This window comes from Kitasatospora sp. NPDC127116, from assembly GCF_042677365.1.
Classification (GTDB): Bacteria; Actinomycetota; Actinomycetes; order Streptomycetales; family Streptomycetaceae; genus Kitasatospora; species Kitasatospora lactacystinica.
This window is the reverse complement of record NZ_JBHXTL010000121.1, coordinates 1-15030: the sequence shown is the minus strand read 5'-3', so window position 1 is coordinate 15030 and position 15030 is coordinate 1. Positions and strand designations below refer to the sequence as shown.

General features: G+C 76.7%; 12 protein-coding genes and 1 pseudogene. 12 read left to right on the top strand and 1 reads right to left on the bottom strand.

From position 1 onward, the window contains the following. Positions 1 to 113 precede the first annotated feature (113 nt). Entirely contained in the window at positions 114 to 884 is a 771-nt protein-coding gene (locus ACFVHV_RS34440) for a slipin family protein (protein ID WP_359898434.1), read from the bottom strand. A gap of 207 nt (positions 885 to 1091) precedes the next feature. Here ACFVHV_RS34440 and ACFVHV_RS34435 point away from each other — a divergent pair, with 207 nt between their 5' ends. The 12 genes and pseudogenes from ACFVHV_RS34435 to ACFVHV_RS34380 form a co-directional block, all read left to right on the top strand. Further along, complete coding sequence (locus ACFVHV_RS34435; RefSeq protein ID WP_380356591.1) at positions 1092 to 2282, top strand: MFS transporter; 1191 nt, start codon at positions 1092 to 1094, stop codon at positions 2280 to 2282. A gap of 282 nt (positions 2283 to 2564) precedes the next feature. Next, positions 2565 to 3215 carry a pyridoxamine 5'-phosphate oxidase family protein gene (locus ACFVHV_RS34430; RefSeq protein ID WP_359907959.1) on the top strand — a complete coding sequence of 217 codons (651 nt, stop codon included), beginning with the start codon at positions 2565 to 2567 and terminating at the stop codon, positions 3213 to 3215. 161 nt (positions 3216 to 3376) lie between these two features. Continuing rightward, on the top strand, positions 3377 to 4615 hold the full coding sequence (locus ACFVHV_RS34425) for a styrene monooxygenase/indole monooxygenase family protein (RefSeq protein ID WP_380356587.1): 1239 nt from the start codon (positions 3377 to 3379) through the stop codon (positions 4613 to 4615). A gap of 187 nt (positions 4616 to 4802) precedes the next feature. Next, entirely contained in the window at positions 4803 to 5315 is a 513-nt protein-coding gene (locus ACFVHV_RS34420; protein WP_380356584.1) for a hypothetical protein, read from the top strand. A gap of 101 nt (positions 5316 to 5416) precedes the next feature. Continuing rightward, the gene (locus ACFVHV_RS34415; RefSeq protein WP_380356582.1) at positions 5417 to 6328 is read left to right on the top strand and encodes a phytoene/squalene synthase family protein; all 912 of its coding nucleotides are present in this window, start codon (positions 5417 to 5419) and stop codon (positions 6326 to 6328) included. Between the two features lie 220 nt (positions 6329 to 6548). Next, positions 6549 to 6716 carry an SflA family class IV lanthipeptide gene (locus tag ACFVHV_RS34410; RefSeq protein ID WP_359907948.1) on the top strand — a complete coding sequence of 56 codons (168 nt, stop codon included), beginning with the start codon at positions 6549 to 6551 and terminating at the stop codon, positions 6714 to 6716. Positions 6717 to 6840: 124 nt separating this feature from the next. After that, positions 6841 to 7008: an SflA family class IV lanthipeptide gene (locus ACFVHV_RS34405; RefSeq protein WP_380356579.1), complete on the top strand. Its 168-nt coding sequence runs from the start codon at positions 6841 to 6843 to the stop codon at positions 7006 to 7008. A 55-nt stretch (positions 7009 to 7063) separates the two neighbouring features. Further along, the gene (lanL, locus tag ACFVHV_RS34400) at positions 7064 to 9625 is read left to right on the top strand and encodes a class IV lanthionine synthetase LanL (RefSeq protein ID WP_380356576.1); all 2562 of its coding nucleotides are present in this window, start codon (positions 7064 to 7066) and stop codon (positions 9623 to 9625) included. 401 nt (positions 9626 to 10026) lie between these two features. Continuing rightward, positions 10027 to 10200, top strand: a complete 174-nt coding sequence (locus tag ACFVHV_RS34395) for a thiazolylpeptide-type bacteriocin (protein WP_359907940.1) — start codon at positions 10027 to 10029, stop codon at positions 10198 to 10200. Positions 10201 to 10421: 221 nt separating this feature from the next. After that, positions 10422 to 13064 (top strand): lantibiotic dehydratase, encoded by a 2643-nt coding sequence (locus tag ACFVHV_RS34390; protein ID WP_380356573.1) that lies wholly within the window; start codon positions 10422 to 10424, stop codon positions 13062 to 13064. Further along, positions 13057 to 14277, top strand: coding sequence for a hypothetical protein (locus tag ACFVHV_RS34385; RefSeq protein ID WP_380356570.1), 1221 nt, complete (start codon positions 13057 to 13059; stop codon positions 14275 to 14277). Before ACFVHV_RS34390 ends, ACFVHV_RS34385 begins: the two co-directional genes overlap by 8 nt. Further along, positions 14274 to 15030 (top strand): annotated as a pseudogene (locus ACFVHV_RS34380) (hypothetical protein); the annotation flags it as partial. The gene ACFVHV_RS34385 and the pseudogene ACFVHV_RS34380, both read left to right, overlap by 4 nt.

Genomic DNA, 15030 nt, shown 5'->3' with positions numbered 1-15030 from the left:
GAGTGGTCCTCCGGTCGGGCGCGATGCAACAAAGGTTAGCCGAACCTTTGTAGCAAACCCTACGGATGACCTGCGAAGTAGGCGGTGGTGATCTATGGGGCCATAGGCCCGGCCTATGCCCCCGGGTCGGCGGCCCGGGCGGCGGCGGAGGCCTCGAAGAAGCGCAGCAGCTCCACCGGGAACGGCAGCACCAGCGTCGAGTTCTTCTCCGCCGCGACCTCGACCACGGTCTGGAGCAGCCGCAGCTGCATCGCCGCCGGGGTCTCGCTCATCCTGCTCGCCGCCTCGGCGAGTTTGGTGGCGGCCTGGAACTCGCCGTCGGCGGTGATGATCCGGGCCCGGCGCTCACGGTCCGCCTCGGCCTGGCGGGCCATCGAACGCTTCATCGAGTCCGGCAGGCTGACGTCCTTGATCTCCACCCGGTCGATCTGCACGCCCCAGCCGGTGGCCGGGCTCTCCAGCATCACCTCCAGCCCCTGGTGCAGGTTCTCCCGGCCGGAGAGCAGGTCGTCCAGCTCGCTCTTGCCGATGACGGAGCGCAGCGAGGTCTGGGCGACCTGGAGCATGGCGAAGGAATAGTTCTGGACGTCCACGGTGGCCCTGACCGGATCCACCACCCGGAAGTACAGCACCGCGTCGACACTCACCGAGACGTTGTCCTTGGTGATGCCCTCCTGCGCCGGAACCGGCATGGTGACGACCTGGACGTTGACCTTGCGCATCCGGTCCAGCACCGGCAGCAGCAGACTCACACCCGGCTGGCGGACCTGCCCGCTCACCCGGCCGAGTCGGAACACCACACCGCGCTCGTACTGCTGGACCACCCGCACACCGGTCGCCAGCCAGAGCAGGAGCACCACGGCGACGATCACGACAACTGCCACGATTCCGGCCTCCCCCGTCGCGGCACGGCCGGGCCGGGGACCGGAGTGGCCCCGTCGCCCGGTGCGAGCCGCGCTGGCCAGTATGCGCTCGGGCCGGGGCGGTGGACAGCGTCGTGCGCGGGTATTCCGACGGAGCGTCGGCGGGGCCGCTGCCGCGGGCCGAAGTGAGCCCTACCGGCAGCCTGTTCGGGCCGGTAGCGTCGCCGGGTGACCACGACGATCGACTCCGCGGCGGGCTCCGGCTGCGCCCGGCCGCCACTGCTGACGCGGGCACTGCTGCTGCGCTTCGTCTCCCTGCTCGGCACCTCCGTCGGGTTCAACCTGCTGCTCTCCGCCGTGCCGCTGTACGCCCAGGAGTCCGGCGGCGAGCACGCGGCGGGCCTGGCCACCGGCGCGCTGATGCTGGCCACCGTGGTCGGCGAACTGGCCACCCCGTGGCTGACCGCGCGCTTCGGCTACCGCCCGGTGCTGGCGGCCGGGTTGGTGCTGCTCGGCGCGCCCACGCCGCTCCTGGCGTGGACCGGGGGCATGGCGGCGGTGGTGACGGTCTGTCTGCTGCGCGGGCTCGGCTTCGCGGTCGCGCTGGTGGCGGGCGGGGCGCTGACCGCCGCGCTCATCCCGGCCGAGCGGCGCGGGGAGGGACTCGCGCTGGTCGGCCTGGTCTCCGGGCTGCCCGCCCTGGCCTGCCTGCCGCTCGGCGTCTGGCTGGGCCAGCACCTCGGCTGGGACTGGGTGTTCGCGATCGGGGCGGCGGCGCCGCTGGCCGCCGTCGCCTCCGTCCCGGCGCTGCCGGACCGCACCCGGGCCGACGGGCCGACGGTGGGGGTGCGGGAGGGGCTGCGCAGCGGCGCGCTGCTGCGGCCGGCCGCGGTGTTCGGCGCGACGGCGCTGGCGGCCGGGATCCTGGTCACCTTCCTGCCGCTCGCCGTGCCGTCCGCCACCGCCGTCGCGGTGGCGCTGCTGGTCCAGCCCGGCGCCGCGACGCTGACCCGCTGGCTGGCCGGGCGGTACGGGGACCGCCGGGGCTCGGCCGGGCTGGTGCTGCCCGCGCTGCTGGTCTCGGCGGCCGGGGTGCTGCTGCTGGCCGCCACGGGCAGCCCGGTCGCGGTGGTGGCCGGCGCCGCGGTGTTCGGCGCGGGGTTCGGTGTCGCGCAGAACGCGACGCTGGCGCTGATGTACGCGCGGGTGCCGCCGGCCGGCTACGGCACCGTGACGGCGCTGTGGAACGTCGCGTACGACGGCGGGATGGGGATCGGCGCGGTCGCCTTCGGGGCGGTCGCGGGCGGGACGGGCTACCCGTGGGCGTTCGTGCTCACGGCGGCGGTGATGCTCGCCGCGCTCGCCCCGGCCCGGTGGGACCGCCGCCGGGCCGGGGCGAGCACGCCCGCCCGCCGCTGAGCGGCCCGGTCCGGGTCTCTCCGGCAGCGCCCTGGCGAGCGCGGCGGCCCGGGCCCGCCCGGCGGCGTCGGGGTGCGGCGCCTCGGTCGGGCGGCGTGTCGGTCGGGTGGCACCGGCTGGTCGACCGCACGTCGGTGGCAGCGGCCGGCCCCGGGCGCGGACCGACACGCACGGGGCCGTGCTGTTGCTCGACTTGCCGCAGGCCGGGCGCTTGGATGGATCCGGCCTGGTCAACACCCGGACGCGGCCGGACGGCCCCCGGCAAGCCGAGGAGTCACCCCTGTGAACGACACCCCCGACCCCGCCGTCGTGGCCCGTCGGATCGCCGAACGGCGCGAGCAACTGGGCCTCGGCGAGGAGGCCCTGGCCCACCGGGCCTCGATGGCTCCCCGCTACCTGCGGTGCCTGCTGGAGGCCGGTCCCTCCTTCGACCCCGGGGGCTTCGTCCGGATCGCCGCCGCCCTCGACAGCACCCCCGAGGAGCTGGTGTCCGGCCGCGCCGACGCCCCGCCCGGCCAGGGCGGCCCCGGCCCGCGCCCCCGGCTGCTCGACCTCACCGAGCAGGAGTGCTGGCAGCTGGTCGGCGACCACGGCATCGGCCGGATCGCCCTGCCGGTCGAGCCGGGGCCGGTGGTGCTGCCGGTCAACTACGTGGTGGACCGGGGCTCCTTCGCCTACCGCACCGGCGAGCACGGCGCCGCCTCCCCGGAGGAGGGGGCCGCGGTCTCCTTCCAGGTCGACCACATCGACGAGTACCTCGGGCGCGGCTGGAGCGTGCTCGCCCTCGGCCCCGCGCACTACGTGGACGACCCCGCCGAACTGGAGCGCCTGGCCGGCCTGCCCGGCGCGGCCCCCTGGGCGGGCGGGGACCGGCCGCGCTGGGTGCGGATCCGCCCGGAGGAGGTCAGCGGACGGCAGCTGGTCACGGGGTGACGCACCTGCCGTCCCGCCGGGCCCGGGAGCTCCGGCAGGAGGGCGGGCGACGGGCACCGGCACGGCCCGTGGACGGGCGTCCCGATGACTGGTAAGCAGTCCGGTGGCGGCCGGGCCGTGCGGGCCGCCGTCCGGGACGTACCACCAGGAGAGCAGGGGCGATGCGCAGAATTCTGATCGTCGGCGCCGGGCAGGCCGGACTCCAACTGGCCCTGGGGCTGCAGGCCCACGGCTACGACGTGACGGTGCTGACCGACCGCGGCCCGGAGGAGGTGCGCGGCGGGCGGGTGATGTCCAGCCAGTGCATGTTCGACTCCGCGCTGCGCACCGAGCGCGCCCTCGGCCTCGACCTGTGGGCCGACCGGGCGCCCCGGATCGAGGGCCTCGGGGTGTCGGTCGCCGGACCGGAGGCGGAGCGGGCGATCGACTGGGTCGCCCGGCTGGAGGCCCGCGCGCAGTCCGTCGACCAGCGGCTGAAGATGTCCACCTGGCTGGAGCTGTTCGCCGGACGCGGCGGCCGGGTGGAGCTGCGCCAGGTGACCGCGGCCGACCTGCAGAACCTGGCCGGCTCCTACGACCTGGTGCTGGTCGCCTCCGGAAAGGGCGCGCTGGCCTCGCTGTTCGAGCGCGACCACGCGCGCTCCCCGTACGAGCGGCCGCAGCGCGCGCTGGCCGCCAGCTATGTGCACGGGCTCGGGCCGCGCCCCGAGCACGACTACCCGGCGGTGCGCTGCAACCTGGTGCCCGGCGTCGGCGAGCTGTTCATGGTGCCCGCCCTGACCGAGGCCGGGCCCTGCGACATCATGATCTGGGAGGCCCGACCGGGCGGCCCGGCGGACGCCTTCGACGGGATCCGCGATCCGGCCGAACACCTGCGAGTGACCCTGGAGTTGATGAAGACCTTCACACCCTGGGAGTACGACCGCACCCGCTCCGGCGTCGAACTCACCGACGCGGGCGGCACCCTGGCCGGGCGCTTCACCCCGGCGGTGCGCCACCCGATCGGCGAACTGCCCGGCGGCGGTTCGGTGCTGGGCGTCGCGGACGTGGTCGTCCTCAACGACCCGATCGCCGGCCAGGGCTCCAACAACGCCGCCAAGTGCGCCGCCGTCTACCTGGAGGCGATCCTCGACCACGGCGACAGGCCCTTCGACCGGGCCTTCCAGCAGGAGGCCTTCGACAGGTTCTGGCACCTCGCCGCCCCCGCCACCACCTGGAGCAACCAACTGCTCGCCCCACCGCCCCCGCACGTCCTCCAGATCCTCGGCGCCGGGGGCCGGTCGCCCGCCGTGGCCCACCGGTTCGCCAACGCCTTCGACGAGCCGGCGGACCTGGAGGAGTGGTACTTCGACCCGGCCCGGGCGGGCTCCTACCTGGCCTCGGTCGCCGTCGGCGACTGAGCGGACGCCGGGCGGACCACCGAAGGGTCAAGATCTTCCCAAGTCCCGGACAAGCGGGCACCGTTCGTGGTGGGTTCTTCTCGCCCCCGGACGGGGGTCCCGTCCGGCCCGTCACCCGGGCCCGGCGGACGACGTGGACAACGGGAGAAGACCAGTGGCGGTCGACGGGGGCAACATGGCCCAGGCTGTGATCGATACGGCGTACAACGAACGCAAGCGGCTGCACACCGGCCGCAGCCGGACCGTCGCCGTGGTCGTCTTCGGCCTGCTGATCGCACTCGGCTTCTTCCTGGCCCTGGTGGTCGGGAAGGCGGACCCGGACACCCCGCCGACCTGCGACGGCCAGACGATGACCCGGCACAGCGAGTGCCGGATCTGGTCCAGCCGCGGCGGCGGGGGCACCTACTCCTACGACGAGATGATCGACCGTCGGGAGTCCGGCAACGGGGTGTGGCGGGTGATCGGCTTCGGCGGCGCGGGCGTGGCCGCCGTCCTGATGGTCGTCTCCATCGCCAAGCTCAACCCCAACCGCCCCTGGGGCGATCCGGTCGGCGCCGCGTGCCCGCGCTGCCGGGAGCTCAACCTGCGGGAGAAGCACACCGTGCACAGCGTCACCCGGGGCCGGACCACCCACCGCTACAGCGGCATCGTCACCCTCTGCACCCCGGCCTGCGGTTTCGCCACGATCCGCCAGCGCTGACCGGCGCCGCCGCGACCCCGGGGCCGCAGGGGCCCCGAATAGGTCCTCCCGCTCCCACCGGCTACGCTCGGCCCCGTCGAACGAACGATGGGGTGGACCGAGTGGGCAGGTGGGAGCGGGCGCTGGACGCGGCCGGGGTGCGGGAGGCCGGCCTGCGGGCCGACTACGGCCGGCAGCGGCAGCAGATGGCCCGCTACCGGCGGGAGGCCGCGCTCGCCACCGAGCTGCTGCTGCCCGCGCGGATGGTCCCGCACGTGATCGCCGCCGCCGCCTTCATGCACCGCACCGACACCCTGCTCGACAGCGGCCCGCTCGCCGAACGCCGGGCGGCGTCCGCCCGCTGGCGGCAGCGGGTCACCGACGGCCTCGCCGCCGGCCGCACCGACGACCCCGAGCTGCGCCCGCTGCTGCACAGCGTCGCCGCCCACCCCGTCCTGCGGGACCGGGTGCTGGACTTCCTCGCCGCGACCGGGGCCGACCTGGACTTCACCGGATTCGCCACCGAGGAGGACTACCAGGCCTACGTGGACGGGTACTCGCTGCCCGGCTTCATGGTGGTCGCCGGCCTGATCGGCCCGGACGGCGACCAGGGCGGCTACCGCGCCGCCTGCCGCACCTTCATCGACGGCAGCCAGCGGCTCGACTTCGTCAACGACCTCGCCGAGGACCTCGCCGACGGCCGGCTGACCATCCCCGAAGAGACCCTGAAGGAGCACGGCGTCACCCGCGCCGACCTGGAGCGGGCCCGCGACCTGCCCGCCGTCCGGGCCCTGCTCGCCGCCCTGCTCGACCGCGCCGACCGCACCCTCGCCGACGGCAGGGCCGTCATCGACCGGGTGCCGCCCGCCCACCGGCCGATGGTCCGCTGCATCGTCGGCGTGGAGGAGCTCACCAGCGCCGCCGCCCGCGCCGACCTCGGCGCCCTGCTGCGCCGCTCGGCCGGTCCGGCCAAGCCCGCCGCGCTGCGCCTGCTGGCCCGCGAGTACCTCCGGGCCCGCCGCCTGCGCGGCTGACCGGTCGCCGGCCCGTGAACGCCTCCGGTCCCGGAGGCGGCGATCCGGTGTGTGCGGCCCCGGTGAGAGCCGTCGGAGCCGGTGTCCACAAACGGAACCTCCCTTTGTCGTAGGCGATCCGGCAGGTCGGTCGGCGCCCTGTCCCGAGTGGGGCGGCCTGGCTAGCATGAGCGCGCTCAGCAAGCAGGACCCAAAGACCCCAATCATTGGGAGGACCCCCATGAGTGCCGTGATGACCGACATCCGCGACGCCGGCCTGCTGGACATCGACGAGGACGCCATCGTCTTCGAGGACGAGTTCGACGCCGACCTCACCCCCGTGGCCTGCCTCGCCGACCCGTGGGTGACCTACGTCCCGACCCGCTTCCCCTGTGAGTTCAACTCCTGATCCGTCCGGATCCCGAGGCACGGCGGACCGGGGGACGGGCGGAAGGACGAGCGCCCCGCCCGACCCCGGCTCCGAGCGCGGTCAGCACGTAGGACCCAAAACTCCAATCATTGGGAGGACCCCCATGAGTGCCCTGATGACCGACATCCGCGACGCCGGCCTGCTGGACATCGACGAGGACGCCATCGTCTTCGAGGACGAGCTCGACGCCGACCTCACCCCCGTGGCCTGCATCGACGACGTGTGGGTGACCTACGTCCCGACCAGCTTCCCCTGCGAGTCCAACTCCTGATCCCTTCGGATCCCGGAGCACGGCGGACCACGGCGGACCGGGGAAGGACGCAACGATGAGCACACCGCCCGACCCCGGCTCCGCCGCGGTCCTGGGACAGGAGGAACTGCGGTGCCGGGCCGAGGAACTGGCCGCCCGGGCGCCCGGCCCGCACCGCCCGCTGCGCACCGACGGCCAGTGGTGGTACCTCCCGGACCCCCGGATGCCGGAGCTGGCCCACGGCTGGAAACTCCACCTGTCCGCCCGACCGGAGGGCTTCGCGGCCCTGCTGGACACCGTCCTTCCCATCCTGCTCGGCCGCGTCTGCGACGTGAAGTTCGCGGTGAGCGCCGCGGCACTGTGGGAACTCAACAGCGGCCGGCACGGCGCCGCCGCCGTCGGCAAGGCCGTCACGGTCTACCCCCGGCCGGAGGAAGTCCGATCCCTGGGGCTGGAGTTGGCGCAGGCACTGGCAGGCCGGGAAGGCCCCGCCGTGGTGAGCGACCGCCCCGTCCGGCCCGACGCCCCGGTGTACTACCGCTACGGGCCGTTCCGCGTCACCGACGACGAGGCGCAGGCCGGCATGGCGGGCCCGGACGGCTCGCTGTTCCCCGGACTGGCCGAGGCCCGCTACCGTCGGCCGCCGTGGGCGGACGACCCCTTCGAAGCGGCCGACGCCCCCGCCCGCCCGGCGACCACCCGGGTCGGAGCCGGCCGCTACCGGATCACCGCCGGCATCACCCGGGCGCCCAGCGGCCACGTCTACCGCGCGGTCGAACTCGCCACCGGGCGCGAGGTGGTGATCAAGCAGGCCAGGGCCTTCGTCGCCGAGGACGGCGCGGGCACCGACGCGCGCGGCCGGCTGCGGCACGAGCAGCGGGTGCTCGACGCGCTGGCCGGGATCCCCGGCGTGCCCGCACTGGTCGACTACTTCCGGCACGGCACCGACGAGTACCTGGTCAGTGCCGCCCGCGGCCGGATCGACCTGCGCCGCGAGGTGCTCACCGCCGGCCCGTACGACGCCGGTGCCGGTGCCAGTGCCCGTGCCGGTGCCGGTGCCGGGACAGCGGGCGGACGGGACTGGTGGACGCTGGCGCGCCGGCTGCTGCACGTGCTCGACGCGGTGCACTCCCGCGGCGTGGTGGTCTGCGACCTCAAGCCCGCCAACGTGGTGCTCGACCCGGACGGCCGGCCCGCGCTGGTCGACTTCGGCGTGAGCGCCCTGGCCGGCGACCGCCCCCCGGGCGCCACCGCCGGGTACGGCCTGCCGGGCGCCACCGGCGAAGACCCCACCGAGGACCACTACGCGCTGGGCGCCACCCTGCACCACGCCCTCACCGGCCTCGACCCGGTGGTGATCGACCAGGACCCGGCGACCAACCGCGACCGCACCCTCGCCTGCCTGCGCGCCGCCCTCCCGGAGCCCGGGCACCCGGCGGCGGAGCTGGTCGAGGGCCTGCTGAGCTTCGACCCGGTACACCGCGCCGCCGCGGCGGCCCGGCTGCGGGAGGGACCCCGCCCGGTCCGACGCGGTGCCCCCGGCGGACGGAGCGGCGGCCGGCCGGCCGAGGCCCTCGACCACACCGTCACCACCTGCGTCCGGATGGCCCGCGAACTGGTCGCCGCCGACCCCGGCGCGGAGCGCCCCCGGACCCTGCTCTCGCTGTACGACGGCGCGGCCGGACTCGGCCTCGAACTGCTCCAGCACCCCGAGCGCCCGGACGCCCGGGCCGCCGCCGCCGAACTGGCCCGCTGGACGGCCGCCCACCCGGCCCTCGACCACCTCGACGGCTCGCTGTACCAGGGCCGTACGGGCGTCGACCTGTTCCTCGCCGAGGCCGCCGCCGTGCTGGGCACCGAGCCCCCGCGGCCCCGCCGGTACGAGGGGACGGGCGTGGACCAGATCGGCGGCACCGCCGGCATCGGCACCGGGCACCTGCTGCTCGCCGCCCTCGACCCGGCGGCCGGAGCACACCGCGCGGCGGCGGCCGACTGCGCCGCCGACCTGGCCGGCCGGCCGCTGGACGACCTCGGGGAGGAGCCCAACCCCGGCACCGCGGCCCTGGCCGAGGGCTTCGCCCACGGCCGCGCGGGCGTCGCCCACTTCCTGCTCGCGATGCCCGACGAGGCGTCCCGGCACGCCGCCCGGCAGATCGTGGACGGACTCGCGGCCGACCTCCCGCGCATCGCCGCCGCCGCCCGCGCGCCCGGGGCGACCCGCCGCTACCTGTCCTGGTGCCGGGGCCTGGCCGGGCTCGGCACCCTGCTGGTCCAGGCCGGCCGGCGGGACGGCGACGACGCGCTGATCGCCCTGGCCGCCGAGGCGGCCGACACCTGCCGGACGCTCGCCCCGAGGACCGCGCAGGTGTTCCGCTGCTGCGGCCTCGCGGGCGTCGGGGACCTCTTCGTCGACCTCGCGGTGGCCACCGGCGAGGCCCGGCACTGGGCGGCCGCCGAGGAACTGGCGGCCCTGATCCTCACCCGGGCCGGCGGCCCGCCCGACCGGCCGCTGCTGCCCGGCCGCCGGCCGGACGCGGAGGCCCGGGCCTGGGCGGTCGGCACGCCCGGCGTCACCACCTTCCTGCGCCGCCTCGCCCGGCGCGGCGGCCCGGTGCCGGGACTGCTGCCGCTGCACTGACCGGCCCCGACCGGTCCGGGCCGAATGGTGACGCTTCGTCAGTTTCACTGTGCGGCAGAAGGATCCGTGGGCCGCCCGTCCGGGCCGCCCCCTGCCTCGGTGCCCCGGACCGTCCCGGCGGACCGCACCCGCCGATGGGGCGGGGATCCGTGAGGACTGGGGTTCCGCTTGAGTGGAAACGGTATTGAGCCGACCAGGCGCGGGCTCCGGCCAAGGTGGCGGCGGCCCGTACCGCCGCCCGCCGCCCGCCGCCTAGAGTCGCCGTCGGGCGGTGCGAAGCCCGGGTCCGAGCGACCCGCGGGCGGCGCACCCACGGGGGGCCCGGCACATCCCGCAACATCTGATCGCAGGCCCGACCTTCCGGTTCGACCGGCAGGCCTGCCAACGTGAGGGAGAACGCCATGTCCGACATCACCGCGTCCCGTGTCGAGAGCCTCGACCTTCAGGACCTCGACCTCAGCGAGCTGACCGTCACCTCGCTGCGCGACACCGTCGCGCTGCCCGAGAACGGCGCCTCCTGGGGCTCTTGTTCCTGCCAGGCCTCGTCCTCCTGCGCGCAGCCGCAGGACATGTAAGGAACAGCCCGAACCCGTCGGCCGGGCCCTTTGAGGCCGCGGCCACGGTGCCAGGAGGGACCCGGCGCGTCCACCGGACGCGCCGGGTTCGTCCCGCGTCCACAGCGCCTGCCGCGGGTCCGCAGGACCTGTCGCGCGGACCCGGTCGGGCCGACGGCGCCGCGGCCGGAACCGACCAGTCCCACGAGACGCGCCCCAGGCCCCGTCGGAGGGAACCGCCCATGCCCAACCGCGCCGCCCCGCCCCGGGACGCCCGGGCGCCGGTCCCCGCACCGGCTCCGGCCGCGTACGCCGCGCGCCACGCCCTGGTGCGCTCCACCGTGCTCGCCCGGCCCGCCCAGTCCGCCGCCACGGCGCACACCCGGGCGCTGCTGCGCGACCTCGCCGCCGCCGAGGCCGCGGCCGAGGCCCTGCGGCCGGCCCTCTGCGACGACCTGTACGCCGGCCGGGCCGGGCACGACGAGGAGTTCCACCGCAGGGTCGTGCTGCCGCTGCGCCGCGACCTGCACAACGGGCGAACGCCGCGGGCGGCGCTGCTCGACCGGCTCGCCGACCTGCCGCGCCGGATCCCGCGGCTCGCCGAGTGGCTTGAGCTGCGACGGCTGCGGGCCCGGCTGCTGGACGCGCTCGCCGACGCCGTCCCGCCCGCCCTCGCCGCCGAACGGGCCGCCCTCGCGGACATCTGCCGGGAGCCCGTCTTCACCCGGGCCGTCGCGCTCACCAGCGCCGACCTGCTGCGCGCGGTGGCCAACACCGCGGGCGCGACCGGGGAACCGCCGCGCGGCCGGGCACGCAAGGAGGAGGCGGCCGTGCTGCGGCACGCCCTGCGGGCCACCGCCAAGACCAGCCCGCTGTCCTGGTTCACCGCCGTCGGCTGGTCCTCCGAGGACGGCGAAGCCGCGGCCGGCGAGCCCCGCGCCTGCGTCCGGGAGAACCGGGCGCTGGTCACCGCGCTCGTCCAGGCCCTGCTCGACGACCCCCGCCGCAGCCGCACGCTGCCGCACCGGATGACCAGCGCGGCCCGGGTCGCCGACGGCCGGGCCCGCTACGCCCGCGCGGAGGCGCTGTTCGCGGGCGGGCGCTTCCTGGTCACCCGGGAGGAGGAGGTCGAACTCGCCGCCCGGCCCGAACTCGCCCTGCTCGCCTCGCTCGCGGCCACCCCGGCCCCGCCGGACCGGCTCGCCGCCGGGCTCGCCGAGGCCCTCGGACGGCCGGGCGGCGACCCGGGCGCGCAGCGCTTCGTGGACCAGCTCGTCACGGCCCGGCTGCTGGTGCCCACCGAACCGGTCGACCCGCAGGACCGGCACCCGCTCCGCAGCCTGGCCGGGTGGCTCCGGCAGTGGCCGCAGGACGCCGAGCTGGCCCACCGGATCGAACAACTCGACCGGCAGAACGCCGAGTTGGCCGTGACCACGGGCGAGCACCGCCCCGAACTGCTGGCCGTCCTCGCCGAGCGCTGGCGGCTGCTGCTGGCCGACGCCGGCCGGCCGGTGCCGCAGGAGGCCGCGCCGCTCAGCGTCCTCAGCGAGGACGTCCACGCGCCGGCTCCGCCGCAGCCCCGGCCGGGCGCGGCCGACCGGGCGGCGCTCGCCGAACTCACCGCGTTCGCCGAGCTGTTCGACCACGCTCACCTGATGCGCCGGGCGGCCCGGGACCGCTTCGTCGCCCGCTACGGCGTCGGCGGGGTGTGCGACGCCCCCTGGGACTTCGCTGCCGACCTGGCGGACTCCTGGGCGGATCCGACACCCCCGGACGAACTGGCCGCGCTGCGCGAGGAGTTCGCGAAGCTGCCGGAGCAGGACGGCGAACTGGTGCTCCCCGCCGAGCGGATCCGCGCCCTGGCCGCCCGACTGCCCCACTGGACCGCGGCCCGCCCGCTCAGCTATTCCTGGTTCGTCCAACGCGGCTCCGCGGACGGCCTGTTGTGCGTCAACCACGTCTACGGCGGCTGGGGGCGCTTCACCAGCCGCTTCCTCGACGGCCTGGCCCCGCAGGCCGCCACCGAGGTCGCCCGGCAGCTGCGGTCCGGCCTCGGCGCCGGCGCCCGCGCCGCCCAGATCCGGCCGGTCGGCGGCTTCAACGCCAACCTGCACCCGCGACTGCTCGCCGACGAGATCGGCCCCGACCGACAGTGGACCGGCCTCGCCGAGTCCGACCTCGACCTCGTGCACGACCCGGTCGACGACCAGCTCCGGCTGCGGCTGCGCACCACCGGCGAGCTGCTCGACGTCCTCTACCTGGGCTTCCTCGCACCGGTCATGCTGCCCCGGCGGCTCGGCCCGCTGCTCAACGACCACCCCGAGGGGGTCGTCGACTTCCGGCCGCTGCTGCCGCGCACCACCCTCGCCGCGCCCGGCGGCAGCGTGCTGCGCACCCCGCGGCTGCGCCACCGGCACGTCGTCCTCGCCCGCCGCCGCTGGCTCCTGCCGGCCGGAGTGCTCGACGCCCTGCGGGCCGACCTCGCCGCCGACGCGGGCCCCGACGGGGTCCCGGCCGCGGCCGTCGCCCGCTGGCGGGCCCGGCTCGACCTGCCCGAACAGCTCTTCCTCCACCCCGCACCGGCCGCGGCCGACCCCGCGGGCACGCCCGGCGACGCCTTCGTCGCCCACCTGCGAGCCCCCAAACCGCAGCCCGTCGACCTCGGCAACCCGCTGCACCTGCGCCACCTCGCCAAATGGCTCACCCGGCACCCGCGCGGCGCGGTGCTGGAGGAGGCCCTCCCGGCCATCGCGGGTCACCCGGAGCCGACCCGGGCCGTGGAACTCGTGGTGGAGACGTACCGGCCTGGCCGGGGCAGCGCGCAGGCGGCCGGCGCCTTCGAATCCGTCCGTACCGCCATCGCCGAGGAGGCGCCCGATGAGTGACCCGGCCGACGGCCGAGGGGCCGTGACCGCCTGGGACGTGGTCCTGTACCACTACCGGCCCGACAAGGCCCGCGCGCTGCGCGAAGCCGTCCTGCCGCTGGCCCGGCAGGCGGCGGCCGAGGGGCTGGCCGCCCACGTCGAGCGGCACTGGCGGTTCGGACCGCACCTGCGGCTGCGGCTGCGCGGCCCGGAGGCACGGGTGGCCGGGGCGGCGCAGCGGGCCGCCGAGGCGCTGCGGGCGTGGGCGGCCGCGCACCCCTCCGTGGCCGACCGGTCGGACGAGCAGCTGCTCGCCGAGGCCGCCGTCGCCGGACGCGCGGAGCTGATCGCGCCGCCGTACGCGCCGCTGGTGCCGGACAACACCGTGGTGGCGGCGCCCGCCGACCGGTCCGCCGAAGACGCCCTGCGGGCGCTGATCGGCGCCGAATCCGCCGAGCTGCGCGAGGAGTTGCTGCGGACCGGCCTGCCCGCCCTCGACTCGGCCTGCCACTTCCTCGGCGCGCACGGCGACACCCCGCAGGCGCGGGTGCAGCTGGTGGTGACGGCGCTCGCGGCACACGCCACCGCGCACCCGGACGGGCTGGTCGGCGCGCACTACTCGGTGCTCTCGCACCTGGAGGACTTCCTGGTCCACGAGGACCCGGACGGCAGCCTGCGGGCCGCCTTCGAGCGCCGCTGGGAGCAGAGCGGCCGGGCGGTCACCGCGCTGGTCGGCCGGATCGCCGACGGCGGCGCGCGCGACTGGGAACGGGACTGGGCGCACTGGTCGGCGACCGCCTGGAGCCTGGCCGAGCGGCGGCTGACGGCCGGCGCCGACCTCGGCGGCCGCCACGCCGAGTACCGGGAGCGCGCCGAGGCACTCGGCGACCCGGCCACCGCCGAGCGCTGGAACGCCGAACTGCGCACCCGCTACAGCGAGTTCCACCGAATGCTGCAGCGCGCCGACCCCGACGGCAGGATGTGGCACCGTCCCGACTACCTGATCAACCGGGCCGGCACCAACGGCCTGTACCGGCTGCTCGCGATCTGCGACGTCCGCCCGATGGAGCGCTACCTGGCCGCCCACCTGCTGGTGCGCAGCGTGCCCGAACTGACCGGGCACCGCTGGCAGACGCTCCTCGGCGCCGCGGAGCAGCCGGGCGGCCCGGAGCAGTCGGGCGCCGCGGGGGCGACGGGCGGCGCGGGGCGCACAAAGCTGGAGGGGGCGGCATGACGGCCGAACCGGACGCCGTTCGGCCCCGCTTGCGCCCCGGGGTGGCGGTGACGCCGCTGCGCGAAGGGCTGCACCTGCGCGGGCGCGAGAGCAGCGTCACCCTGGAGGGCAGCCGGGCGCTCCCGGCGCTGTGGCAGGTGCTCGCCGCCCGGCTCGGGCCGCAGGCGGAGGCCGCCGACGCGGCCGTCGAGGCGACCGTCGAGCCGAGGGTGGCGGCCGCGCTGGCCACCGTCACCGCCCGGCTGCGCGAGCACGGCCTGCTCGTGGACCACCCGGACGGGGTCCGACTGCCGCCCTGGCCGGGCGCGGTGGCGGACGACCCCGGCGGTGCGGAGGCGGCCCTGGCGGCCGCCCGCCCGGTGGTGGCCGCCGCGGACCCGGACGGCCCGTCGGCCCGCGCGATGGCGCGCGCCCTGGCCCGGGGCGGTACGGCGGCCCCGGCGGTGGTCGCCGAGCCCGGGCTGCCCGCCGGCCGGGTGGTGGCCACGGCGGACGGTCCGGCGGGAACGGAGCTGGCGGTCGCGGTGCAGTGCGGTGCGGACGGCGGCTTCGTCACCGAGCCCGCCGACCCGGCCCGGGCCCGGACGGACGCGGCGGCGCTCGCCGCCCGGCTGGAACCCGCCCCCGTTGCGGACCCGCCGCCCGTGCTCCTCGCGCTGCTCGCCGCGGCCGGCGCCCAGCGGCTGCTCTGTGCCGTCGCGGGGCTGCCGGACCCGGGCGAAGCGGCCGATGATCCGGGGCTGCTCGGCGGGG

Bases quoted from the DNA above. Each gene is read 5' to 3' on its own strand.
- ACFVHV_RS34425 (WP_380356587.1), top strand. From the start codon at position 3,377: ATGCGCAGAATTCTGATCGTCGGCGCCGGGCAGGCCGGACTCCAACTG.
- ACFVHV_RS34410 (WP_359907948.1), top strand. From the start codon at position 6,549: ATGAGTGCCGTGATGACCGACATCCGCGACGCCGGCCTGCTGGACATC.
- ACFVHV_RS34405 (WP_380356579.1), top strand. From the start codon at position 6,841: ATGAGTGCCCTGATGACCGACATCCGCGACGCCGGCCTGCTGGACATC.
- lanL (WP_380356576.1), top strand. From the start codon at position 7,064: ATGAGCACACCGCCCGACCCCGGCTCCGCCGCGGTCCTGGGACAGGAG.
- ACFVHV_RS34395 (WP_359907940.1), top strand. From the start codon at position 10,027: ATGTCCGACATCACCGCGTCCCGTGTCGAGAGCCTCGACCTTCAGGAC.
- ACFVHV_RS34390 (WP_380356573.1), top strand. From the start codon at position 10,422: ATGCCCAACCGCGCCGCCCCGCCCCGGGACGCCCGGGCGCCGGTCCCC.
- ACFVHV_RS34385 (WP_380356570.1), top strand. From the start codon at position 13,057: ATGAGTGACCCGGCCGACGGCCGAGGGGCCGTGACCGCCTGGGACGTG.